Origin of the sequence: Mesorhizobium metallidurans STM 2683 (genome assembly GCF_000350085.1) — a bacterium.
Taxonomy (GTDB): Bacteria; Pseudomonadota; Alphaproteobacteria; order Rhizobiales; family Rhizobiaceae; genus Mesorhizobium; species Mesorhizobium metallidurans.
Genome location: NZ_CAUM01000131.1, coordinates 24,167 through 35,375, shown reverse-complemented (window position 1 = coordinate 35,375; position 11,209 = coordinate 24,167). Strand labels below are relative to the sequence as shown.

General features: G+C 63.5%; 9 protein-coding genes and 1 pseudogene. All 10 read left to right on the top strand.

The features are described from left to right. Positions 1–224: pseudogene (locus MESS2_RS21585) on the top strand (ISAs1 family transposase); the annotation flags it as partial. Positions 225–527: 303 nt separating this feature from the next. Next, positions 528–2,279, top strand: a complete 1,752-nt coding sequence (locus tag MESS2_RS21580) for an acetolactate synthase 3 large subunit (RefSeq protein ID WP_008876573.1) — start codon at positions 528–530, stop codon at positions 2,277–2,279. 84 nt (positions 2,280–2,363) lie between these two features. Continuing rightward, positions 2,364–2,936: an acetolactate synthase small subunit gene (gene ilvN / locus MESS2_RS21575; protein ID WP_008876572.1), complete on the top strand. Its 573-nt coding sequence runs from the start codon at positions 2,364–2,366 to the stop codon at positions 2,934–2,936. Positions 2,937–3,042: 106 nt separating this feature from the next. After that, entirely contained in the window at positions 3,043–3,639 is a 597-nt protein-coding gene (locus MESS2_RS21570; RefSeq protein ID WP_008876571.1) for a LysE family translocator, read from the top strand. A 239-nt stretch (positions 3,640–3,878) separates the two neighbouring features. After that, entirely contained in the window at positions 3,879–5,150 is a 1,272-nt protein-coding gene (locus MESS2_RS21565; RefSeq protein WP_008876570.1) for an efflux RND transporter periplasmic adaptor subunit, read from the top strand. Then, entirely contained in the window at positions 5,147–8,308 is a 3,162-nt protein-coding gene (locus MESS2_RS21560) for an efflux RND transporter permease subunit (RefSeq protein WP_008876569.1), read from the top strand. Before MESS2_RS21565 ends, MESS2_RS21560 begins: the two co-directional genes overlap by 4 nt. A 48-nt stretch (positions 8,309–8,356) precedes the next feature. Next, positions 8,357–8,962 (top strand): nitrile hydratase subunit alpha, encoded by a 606-nt coding sequence (gene nthA, locus MESS2_RS21555; protein WP_008876568.1) that lies wholly within the window; start codon positions 8,357–8,359, stop codon positions 8,960–8,962. Continuing rightward, positions 8,959–9,618, top strand: coding sequence for a nitrile hydratase subunit beta (gene nthB, locus MESS2_RS21550; RefSeq protein ID WP_008876567.1), 660 nt, complete (start codon positions 8,959–8,961; stop codon positions 9,616–9,618). Before nthA ends, nthB begins: the two co-directional genes overlap by 4 nt. After that, positions 9,605–9,997, top strand: a complete 393-nt coding sequence (locus MESS2_RS21545) for a nitrile hydratase accessory protein (protein WP_040593685.1) — start codon at positions 9,605–9,607, stop codon at positions 9,995–9,997. Before nthB ends, MESS2_RS21545 begins: the two co-directional genes overlap by 14 nt. Positions 9,998–10,079: 82 nt before the next feature. Then, positions 10,080–11,207, top strand: a complete 1,128-nt coding sequence (locus MESS2_RS21540) for an ATP-dependent DNA helicase (RefSeq protein WP_008876565.1) — start codon at positions 10,080–10,082, stop codon at positions 11,205–11,207. The last annotated feature ends 2 nt before the right edge of the window (positions 11,208–11,209 follow it).

Sequence of the window (11,209 nt, the reverse complement as noted above, 5' to 3'; positions counted from 1 at the left end):
CGCACTGGGGCGTCGAGAACCGTCTGCACTGGCGCCTCGATGTCGTCATGAACGAGGATCAGGACAGGAGCCGATTGGGCAACGGTCCAAACAACCTCGCCGTTTTGCGCCACATGGCCATCAACGTCATGCAGAAAGACCCCACCAAAGGCTCCTTGCGCGGTAAGTTCAAGCGCGCCGCTTGGGACGACACCTACCTCGCTCAGCTCCTGGCCCTATTTTGAAATGCGATCACCCTGATGTCACTCACATTCGCCGTTGACAGCGGCGCAAAACCAATTCTATTGTCCGCCACCATGAAAACGGCACTCATTCTCGTAGGAAAGCGCGTGGGCAAGGCGGTGTAACCGCCGGGCGAAAACCTCCCATGCGCAACACACAGGCTCCCTCGGGGGCCTTTTTTATTGCCCAAAACACGACTAAACGACCAGCAATCGCCAGACGGCGGACAATACGGGACCAGACCGATGAGCAACGGACAGAACGAGCGGCGTGAAATGCCAAGATCCGAAATGCCAAGATCCGAAATGACCGGCGCCGAAATGGTGGTGCAGGCGCTGAAGGACAATGGCGTCAAGCATGTCTTCGGCTATCCGGGTGGCGCCGTTCTCCCGATCTACGATGAAATTTTCCAGCAAGACGAGGTCGAGCACATCCTTGTGCGCCATGAGCAGGGTGCGGGCCATGCTGCCGAAGGCTATGCACGCTCAACCGGCAAGGCCGGCGTCATGCTGGTGACCTCGGGACCGGGCGCCACCAATGCGGTGACGCCATTGCAGGATGCGCTGATGGATTCGATCCCGCTGGTCTGCCTGACCGGGCAGGTGCCGACCTCGCTGATCGGCTCCGACGCTTTCCAGGAATGCGACACCATCGGCATCACGCGGCCCTGCACCAAGCACAATTGGCTGGTCAAGGACGTCAACCAACTCGCGGCAATCATCCACGAGGCCTTCCATGTCGCGACGACCGGGCGTCCGGGCCCGGTCGTGGTCGACATTCCGAAGGACGTGCAGTTTGCCAAGGGCACCTATGTGCCGCCGCAGACGGCGCCGCGCACCAGCTACCAGCCGAAGGTCCAGGGCGACCTCGACAAGATCAAGGCGGCGGTCGAACTGATGGCCGGCGCCAGGAAGCCGATCATCTATTCCGGCGGCGGTGTCATCAATTCCGGCCCGGAGGCCAGCCATTTGCTGCGCGAACTGGTCGACCTGACCGGCTTTCCCATCACCTCGACGCTGATGGGCCTCGGCGCCTATCCGGCATCGGGCAAGAACTGGATGGGTATGCTGGGCATGCACGGCACCTATGAAGCCAACATCGCCATGCATGATTGCGACGTCATGATCTGCATCGGCGCGCGCTTCGACGACCGCATCACCGGGCGGCTGACCGCTTTCTCGCCGAATTCGAAGAAGATCCACATCGACATCGATCCGTCGTCGATCAACAAGAACGTCCACACCGACGTGCCGATCATCGGTGATGTCGGCCGGGTGCTGGAGGATCTGGTGCGGCTGTGGCGGGCGAGTGCCAAGGCCGACAAGAAGGCGCTCCACCCGTGGTGGGAGCAGATCGCGAAATGGCGCGCACGGGATTCGCTCGCCTACAAGATGAACCACGACGTGATCATGCCGCAATATGCCGTCCAGCGGCTCTACGCGCTGACCAAGGACATGGACACCTACATTACAACCGAGGTCGGCCAGCACCAGATGTGGGCGGCGCAGCATTATCACTTCGAGAAGCCGAACCGCTGGATGACCTCGGGCGGACTGGGCACGATGGGCTATGGCCTGCCGGCGGCGCTCGGCGTGCAGATCGCACATCCGGATGCGCTGGTCATCGACATTGCCGGCGACGCCTCGGTGCAGATGACGATGCAGGAGATGAGTGCCGCCGTGCAGCACGAGGCGCCGATCAAGATCTTCATCCTCAACAACCAGTATATGGGCATGGTGCGGCAGTGGCAGCAGCTTCTGCACGGCAACCGGCTGTCGCATTCCTACACCGAGGCGATGCCCGATTTCGTCAAGCTGGCCGAAGCCTATGGCGGCCACGGCATCCGCTGCGAGAAGCCGGATGAGCTGGACGACGCGATCAAGGAGATGATTTCGGTGAAGAAGCCGGTGATCTTCGACTGCCGCGTGGCGACGCTCGCCAACTGCTTCCCGATGATCCCGTCGGGCAAGGCGCATAATGAGATGCTCCTGCCCGACGAGGCGACGGACGAGGCGGTGGCCAACGCCATCGACGCCAAGGGCAGGGAACTGGTGTAACGCCCCGGCCGAGGCAGGGCTTGTTGAAAAAAGCCATGCGGAAACAGAGAATTAGCGCCAAAGTTTGAAATCGAGATTCATGTCATGAACGCACAGCTTCAACCCACCGGCTCCGCCTATTTCATCGCCAAGGAAACGGAAAAGCCTGAGAATCACACGCTGTCCGTGCTGGTCGACAACGAGCCGGGCGTGCTTGCCCGGGTCATCGGCCTGTTTTCCGGCCGCGGCTACAACATCGAAAGCCTGACGGTCTCCGAGACCGAGCACGAAAAGCATCTGTCGCGCATCACCATCGTGACGCGCGGCACCCCGCATGTGCTGGAGCAGATCAAGCACCAGCTCGAGCGCATCGTGCCGGTGCACCGCGTCGTCGACCTCACCGTGCGCTCGCAGGAGCTCGGCCAGGAACGGCCGATGGAGCGGGAACTGGCGCTGGTGAAAGTGGCCGGCACCGGCGAAGCCCGTGTCGAGGCGCTGCGGCTCGCCGATGCCTTCCGCGCCAGCGTCATCGACGCCAACACCGAGCATTTCATCTTCGAGATCACCGGCAAGGGCTCCAAGCTCGACCAGTTCATCGCCATCATGAAGCCGCTCGGCCTGGTCGAAATCTGCCGCACCGGCGTGGCGGCGATGAACCGCGGCCCGCAGGGGATGTAGGTCACCTCGCAAGTCATGATCGTCTGGCCCCCGCTGTTGCTCCGAGGTGGTCTTTGTGCGCCTGGCGTAAAAGGACAATAATACTGACCTGACTTGGGAGGAAACCATGTCCCTCGATGCCTTCCTTGCCCTGCTGGTTTACGCCTTCGTGACCTCGATCACGCCTGGGCCGAACAATTTCATGCTGCTCGCGTCGGGCGTGAATTTCGGCTTCGTCAGGACCGTCCCGCACATGCTGGGCATCGGCATCGGCTTCCTCGTGCTGCTTTTGGCCGTCGGGTTCGGGCTTGGCGCGGTGCTGACGGCGTTTCCGGTGCTGCACACCGGGCTGAAGATCGCCGGCGGCGCCTACCTGCTCTATCTCGCCTGGAAGATCGCCATGTCGCGTTCGCTCAGTGGCAAGGGCGAGGCGAAGGCAGTGCCGATGCGCTTCATCGATGCGGCGGCATTTCAGTGGGTCAATCCCAAGGCATGGGTGATGGCGATCACCGCGATGGCCGTCTACAGCGACGCGGACCGTCCGTTTTTGTCGGTGGTGCTGATCTCGACGGCGTTCGCCATCGTCAATCTGCCGAGCGTTTCGGTATGGGCGGGTTTCGGCACGGCGCTGCGCGGTTTCCTGTCGGATCCGGTGCGGTTGAAATGGTTCAACATCGCCATGGGCGTGCTTTTGGCGGCGACGCTGTGGCCGATGCTGAGGTGATGTTTGCCGCCCAAAGCAGGCATAAAACGAGGGCCCAAGGCGCGTCGCGCGAGGCCGCTTGAACCCGTTGCGCTTTAGTGCCGCCTTATTGTGCACTGCACATTAAATCTTCGTAATGCCGCGTTTTGGCCCTTTTCCGCCAAAGGCGTGTCCTATCTATTCGGCGAATTCGCGGCGAGGCGCCGTGAGCTAGCCTAAGACCACCGGGTTCGGCGTGTCGGATGAGAGGGCAATTGTCGATGCGCGGAAAGATCGTGCTTGCAGTGGTGGCGGCGGCATGCCTCGCCGGGGCCGGCCTCTATCTTTCACCGACCGCGATGAGCAAGGTTCAGCAGCTGCTGTCGGCAAAGCCGATGGCAGCCGCGGAAAAACCCAGCGCAGGCAAGTCAGCCGCCGACGAGGCAGGCGCGGGCAATGGCGCGCGTTCAGCCTCGATCGTCGCGGCCACCGCTTCGACGGCCGATTTCCCGATCCGCCGCTATGCCATCGGCTTCGTCTCGTCGCCGGCCGTGGTCAGTATCAATGCCCGGATCTCCAGCCAGATCGTCTCGATCGCGGTCAAGGACGGGCAGATGGTGAAGGCCGGCGATCTTTTGATCTCGCTCGACGATCGCGCGCTGAAGGCGCAACTGGCCAAGGATCAGGCGACGCTGGCCAAGGACCAGGCGATGCTCGTCAGCGCCACGGCGGATCTCCAGCGCGCCAAGGATCTTGTCGCCAAGCAGGCTGGCACGCAGCAGACCTATGATCAGGCACTGGCGGCACAGAAGGCCGCCGCCGCAACCATCGATGCCGACAAGGCGACGATCGATTCCGATACCGTGCAGTTGAGCTATGCGACCATCTCGGCGCCGATCACCGGCCGGCTGGGGGCGATCAATGTATCGCTCGGCGATCTCGTCGCCACCAGCAACGGCAACAGTTCGTCGACGACGCCGCTGGTGACGATCACCCAGATGGACCCGCTGCAGGTGAACTTCAATCTGCCGGAAAGCAATCTCGCGCTGCTGCACAAGGCGTTGGCCTCGCCGAGCCAAGGTGCGGTGACGCTGACCAAGGACGGCGACCCGACGCCGATCGGCAAGGGAACGCTCGATTTCGTCGATTCCAGCGTCGACATCGCCTCCGGCACCATCGCCACGCGCGCCAGCGTGCCGAACGCCGACCTGTCGCTGTGGCCGGGCCAGTACGTCAATGTCGTGCTCGATGCCGGCATCATGCCGCAGATGATGTCTGTTCCGACCGTTGCGGTGCAGCCGAGCCAGAAGGGGCCGTTCGTCTACGTGGTCAAGCGGGACAACACCGTCGAGATGCGGCCGGTGCAGGTGGCGCTGACCGAAGGCGAAAACAGCGCCATCAGCGAAGGCTTGAAGAGCGGCGAGAAGGTGGTCGTCGAGGGCCAGACCAGGCTGAAGGATGGCGCCGCCGTCCATGAAGGCAAGGCGGCGGGCGGCGATCGGGCCGCTCCAAAGGTAGCCGAAGCCGGCAAGGCCAGCGGGGCGAGCCAATGATCTCCGAATTCTGCATCCGCAGGCCCGTCGCCACCCTGCTGATGTCGTTTGCCCTCGTGCTGGGCGGGCTGTTTGCCTACAAGTTCCTGCCGGTGGCCGCATTGCCCAGCGCCGAATTTCCAGTGGTCAACGTCTCGGCCCAGTTGCCCGGCGCCTCGCCGGAAACCATGGCGACCTCGGTAGCGACGCCGCTGATCAAGCAGTTCGCCACCATCGCCGGCATCGATTCGATCTCGACCACCAACTCGCTCGGCCAGACCTCGATCGCCATCCAGTTCGTGCTCAATCGCGACATAGATGCAGCCGCGGCCGACGTGCAGGCGGCGATCGCGCGCACGCAGAAGTCCTTGCCGCCGGAGATGACCGCGCCGCCGAGCTACCGCAAGGTCAATCCCGCCGATGCGCCGATCCTCTTGATGTCGCTGGTCAGCGATACGGTTCCGCTGACCGACCTCGATGCCTTCGCCGAAAACGTCATCTCGCCGTCGCTGTCGACGATCGACGGCGTGGCGCAGGTCTCGATCTTCGGCCAGCAGAAATATGCGGTGCGTATCCAGATCGATCCGACCGCGCTTGCCGCGCGCGGCATCTCGATCGATCAGCTGCAGGCGGCGATCGCGTCGGCCAACAGCAACACGCCACTGGGCGTGCTGCAGAACGACAAGCAGCAACTCACCATCACCGCCAACACCCAGCTCGACAACGCCGCCGGCTTCTCCAACCTCATCATCGCCACCAAGAACGGCCACCCGGTGCGGCTGGGCGAGGTGACCCGCGTGGTCGATTCGGTGCAGACGACCACCACCGCGAGTTGGTACGATGGTACCCGCGCGATCATCATGGCCGTGCAGCGCCAGCCCGACGCCAACACGGTCGACGTCGTCGACAAGGTCAAGGCGATGCTGCCGTCCTTCCAGGACCAGATGCCGGCCGCCGCCAGCATCAAGCTGCTCAACGACCGTTCGACCTCGATCCGTCAGGCCGTCGACGACGTGCAGTTCACGCTGCTGTTGACCGTCGCCCTGGTGGTGATGGTGATCTTCGTCTTCCTGCGCCGGGTGACGGCGACCATCATCCCGGCGGTGGCGGTGCCGATCTCGCTGATCGCCACGCTCGGCGCGATGTTCCTGTTCGGATTTTCCATCGACAACATCTCGCTGATGGGGCTGACGCTTGCCGTCGGCCTCGTCGTCGACGACGCCATCGTGATGCTGGAAAACATCTTCCGGCACATGGAGGAGGATGGGCTGTCGGCCTTCGATGCGTCGCTGAAAGGCGCGCGCGAGATCGGCTTCACCATCATTTCGATTTCGATTTCGCTGGTTGCGGTGTTCATCCCCGTGCTGCTCATGGGCGGTGTCATCGGCCGCCTTTTCAACGAATTCGCCGTCGTGGTGACGGTCGCCATCCTGGCATCGATGTTCGTCTCGCTGACGCTGACGCCGATGCTGTGCTCGCGGTTGCTGTCGGTGACGAAGGCCGACCGCGAGGCGCACGGCGACGGCCGCCGGCATGACATTGTGACGCGCGGCTACGATGCGGTTTTGAGCTTCTGCCTGCGGCACGCCTTCCTGGTGTTCCTGGTCTTCATCGGAACCGCGGCAGCGTCGGTGTGGCTGATCCAGGTCTCGCCGAAGGGTTTCTTCCCGCAGGAGGATATCGGCCAGATATCGGTGACGACCATCGCGCGCCAGGACATCTCGTTCGACGCCATGGCGAAGCTACAAGGGCAGGTGGCCAGCGTCTTCTCGCATTCGCCCTATGTCGACCATGTGGCATGGTCGGCGGGCAGCGGCAACAATGCGCTCAATCAGGGGCAGCTCTTCGTCCAGCTCAAGGGGAAGGACCAGCGTCCCGATATCGATAAGGTGCTTTCGGATCTAAGGCGACAGCTGGCCGGCGTGGCGGGTATCGAGACCTACATGCAGCCGGTGCAGAACCTGAGGCTGGGCTCGCGGTCGTCGGCCAGCGCCTACCAGCTTGTGGTTCAGGGCCTCGATACCGGCCAGACCGATATCTGGGCGCAGAAGATGAATGACGCGATGGCGGCCGACCATGCGACCTTCACCGACGTCACCAGCGACCTGCAGAACAATGCGCTGCAGGCGACGCTGGTGGTCGACCGCGATAAGGCCGCCCAGCTTGGAATCGATACCGACACGCTTCGTTCAGCGCTTTATGGCGGGTTCGGCACCGACCAGGTTTCGACGATCTTCGGTTCGGCCGACAGCTATGAAGTCATCACCGAGCTTGATCCCAACATCGAATGGTCGCCCGAGCGGATGCTGGCCATTCAGGTGAGGACGGCCAGCGGCAGCCTGGTGCCGCTCGGCGCCTTCGCCCGTGTCGATCGCACCGCCGGCGCCTTGACCGTCAACCAGCTCGGCCAGCTTCCGGCTGTGACGATTTCCTACAATCTGCCGCAAGGCGTGGCGCTTGGCGACAGTACCGCCCGCATCGCCGCGCTGAAGGAGCAGATCGGCATGCCGACGGCGATCTCGACCAGCTTTGCCGGCACGGCCAAGACCTTCCAGGATTCGCTCGCCAATCAGGGCCTGCTGATCGGCGGCGCCATTCTCACCATCTATATCGTTCTCGGCATCCTCTATGAGAGCTTCATCCATCCGCTCACCATCCTGACCGGCCTGCCGTCGGCCGTGCTGGGCGCCGTGGCTGCACTGCGCTTCGCCGGCATGGACCTTTCGGTGATCGCGGTGATCGGCATCCTGATGCTGATCGGCATCGTCAAGAAGAACGGCATCATGATGGTCGACGTTGCGCTGGAACTCAGGCGCGAGGGCATGTCCGCCAAGGAGTCCATCCACAAGGCGTGCCTGATGCGTTTCAGGCCGATCATGATGACGACGGTCGCGGCGCTGATGGGCACCTTCCCGATCGCGCTCGGCACCGGCGCCAGCGCCGAGTTGCGTCAGCCACTTGGCGTCGCTGTCGTCGGCGGCCTGCTTGCCTCGCAGGCGCTGACCCTGTTCGTCACGCCGGTCATCTATGTCTATTTCGAGAATTTCTCCGGCTGGCTGCTCGGCTTTTTCTTGAGGAAGAACCGGCCGGCGCTGAATGCGGTGGAAAGCGAGGAGCAGCCTTCGCTGTTCGATCCCGAGGAGGACATGGTCGTGCCGCAAAAGGCGGCGGCGGAATAGGCTGGCGTCGCGCTTGCGGCCGGCTGCGGGGAATCGTAGTTTGAGGCCATGCCCCATGATCATGATCACGACAATGAGCTCGATCCTTTCGCCGCGCGGGTGCGCGCGCTGGAAACGATCCTCACCGAGAAGGGCCTGATCGATCCGGCTGCCATCGACGTCATCGTCGACACCTACGAGACGAAAATCGGCCCGCGCAACGGCGCCAGGGTGGTGGCGAAGGCCTGGAGCGATGCTGCCTATGCAGAATGGCTGAAACGCGACGCGACGGCGGCGATCGAATCGCTGGGCTATACCGGCCGGCAAGGCGAGCACATGCAGGCGGTGTTCAACAGCGAGGAGACGCACAACCTCGTCGTCTGCACGCTGTGCTCCTGCTACCCCTGGTCGGTGCTCGGCCTGCCGCCGGTCTGGTACAAGGCGCCGCCCTATCGCTCGCGCGCGGTAATCGATCCGCGCGGCGTGCTCGAGGAATTCGGGCTGACGCTGCCGAGGACGACAAAAATCCGGGTGTGGGATTCCACCGCCGAACTGCGTTACCTCGTCGTGCCGATGCGGCCTGATGGCACCGAGGGCTGGAGCGAGGAGCGGCTGGCCGATCTGGTGAGCCGCGACGCGATGATCGGTACGGCATTGGCGCGAGAGCCGGCATGAACGGACCGCACGATCTCGGGGGGCAGATGGGGTTCGGGCCGGTCGCGCCCGAGAAGGATGAGCCGTACTTCCATGCCGCCTGGGAAAAGCGGGCGCTTGGTGTGACGCTTACCGCCGGCGCCATGGGGGCGTGGACCATCGACGAGAGCCGGCATGCGCGCGAATCGCTGCATCCCGCCGACTACTATTCCTCAAGCTACTATCAGATCTGGATCAAGGCGTTGGAAACCTTGCTGAAGCGCCATGGTTTCGTCAGCGATCGCGATCTGGCCGCGGGCAGCGCGATTGACCCGGCTGCGACACCCAAGCGCGTGCTGAAGGCGGAAAACGTGCCAGCGGTGCTGGCCAATGGCGGCCCTTGCGACCGGCCGGTTTCGACGCCGGCGCGCTTCAGGGCGGGCGACCGCGTGCGGACGAAGAACTTTCATCCGACCGGTCATACGCGGCTGCCGCGCTATGCGCGCGGCAAACGGGGGATCGTGGAAGCCATCCGCGATGGCTTCGTGTTTCCCGACAGCAATGCGCATGGGCAAGGCGAGAACCCGCAATGGGTCTATACGGTGGTCTTCGACGGCGTCGAGATCTGGGGCGAGGGGGCCGACCCGACGCTGACGGTCTCGATCGACGCCTGGGAGAGCTATCTTGAGCCGGCCTGAGGCGGCAACAGCCGAATTGCCGGCTGGCTTCGACGAGCCGGTGTTCGCCAAGCCATGGCAGGCAGAGGCCTTCGCCATAACGGTGGCATTGCACGACAGGGGCCTGTTTTCCTGGAACGAATGGGCTGACGCCTTGTCTACCGAGGTGAAGAAGCCCGGCGCGGCAAGCGATGGCCACGACTATTACGAACATTGGCTGGCGGCGCTGGAAAAGCTGCTGTCGGCCAAGGGCGTTGCCGGCAAGCGCGATGTCGATGCGCTGGCCGCCGCCTGGGAACGCGCCGCGCACGCCACCCCGCACGGCAAGCCGATCCTGCTGGAGAACGATCCCCGCCCGACCGAAGGTCGTGGCGGCCCCGGCATTTGTTCCCTGGTTTGAGCCTGCTAGCCTTGTTCACCGATAGCGTCGAGGTGACGGCAGCTATCTTGTCTTTGTCCCGCGAATCCGGTCTCTCGCTCTGATGGAATTCTCCCCCCAACAGGATGAGGCGCTGAAGGCGGTTGCCGGCTGGCTCAAGACCGGCCGGCCGCAGCTCTTCCGGCTGTTCGGCTTTGCCGGCACCGGCAAGACGACGCTGGCGCGCTATTTCGCCGAGCATGTCGACGGCCAGGTGCAGTTCGCCGCCTTCACCGGCAAGGCGGCGCAGGTGCTGCGCTCCAAGGGCGCGGTCAATGCCCGCACCATCCATTCGCTGATCTACCGGCCGAAGGGCGAGGAATCGGTGGCCGACGAGGTGACCGGCAAGACCTCGATGTCGCCGACCTTTTCGCTCAACCGGCAAAGCCCGATCTCGCGCGCCAAGCTCGTCGTCATCGACGAATGCTCGATGGTCGACGAACAGCTTGGCCGCGACCTCATGAGTTTCGGCACGCCGATCCTCGTTCTCGGCGATCCCGGCCAGTTGCCGCCGATCTCGGGCGGCGGCTTCTTCACCGATCATGAGCCTGACGTGCTGCTCACCGAGATTCATCGGCAGGCGCGCGACAACCCGATCATCCGGCTGGCGCTTGACGTGCGCGAGGGGCGCGAATTCATGCGCGGCGACTATGGCACGGCGCAGGTGATCGGCAAGGGGGACGTTACCCAGGAACTGGTGCTGAAGGCGGACCAGGTGCTGGTCGGCACCAACCGCACGCGCCGGCGCTACAATCAGCGGCTGCGCGAACTGAAAGGCTTCAACGCCGATTATCCGCAGGCCGGCGACAAACTCGTCTGCCTGCGCAACGACCCCGCCAAGGGGCTGCTCAACGGCTCGCTGTGGAAGGTGATGACCTCGTCGCGCGAGACGGTGAAGCCCGGCATCAACCTGCTGGTCTCGCCGGAGGAGGACGATCCGGATCGCGGCGTCGCCAAGATCAAGCTGCTCAAGGCGGCGTTCGAGGATCCGGACGCCGATATTCCCTGGCAGCAGAAAAAGCGCTTCGACGATTTCGACTATGGCTATGCGCTGACCGTGCACAAGGCGCAGGGCTCGCAATGGAATGAGATCGTGCTGTTCGACGAAAGCTGGGCGTTCAAGGAAACCCGTCAGCGCTGGCTTTATACCGCCATCACCCGCGCTGCCGAACGGTTGACTATCGTCAGATAGAC